Annotated in this window: 1 pseudogene; it reads left to right on the top strand. The window is 54.7% G+C overall.

Annotated elements, in window-relative coordinates:
* Positions 1-206: pseudogene (locus tag ACTFO6_RS18860) on the top strand (ABC transporter ATP-binding protein); the annotation flags it as partial.
* Positions 207-267 lie beyond the last annotated feature (61 nt).

Below are 267 nucleotides of genomic sequence, written 5' to 3'. Positions count from 1 at the left end.
AGACAGTGATTCTGGTGACCCACAGTATCGAAGAGGCCATCACTCTTTCAGACCGCATCATCGTCATGACCAAGCGTCCTGGAACCGTCAAGGCGAACATTGAGGTAGACCTTCCGCGTCCAAGGGATGAGGACGATCCCAAAGTGATCGCCCTCAAGAAACAGGTCCGCAACCTGATTCACGGAGAGTTTGAGGTAGAGGCTTGACAGAGAACAAGCGCTTTTGCGCTGTCTCGCCCCGTCCGCTATGGAGCTCAACCTTGCAGGC

The sequence above is a fragment of the Pelomicrobium sp. G1 genome (assembly GCF_051905455.1).
Taxonomy (GTDB): Bacteria; Pseudomonadota; Gammaproteobacteria; order Burkholderiales; family UBA6910; genus Pelomicrobium.
This window is presented reverse-complemented; position numbering and strand designations above follow the sequence as displayed.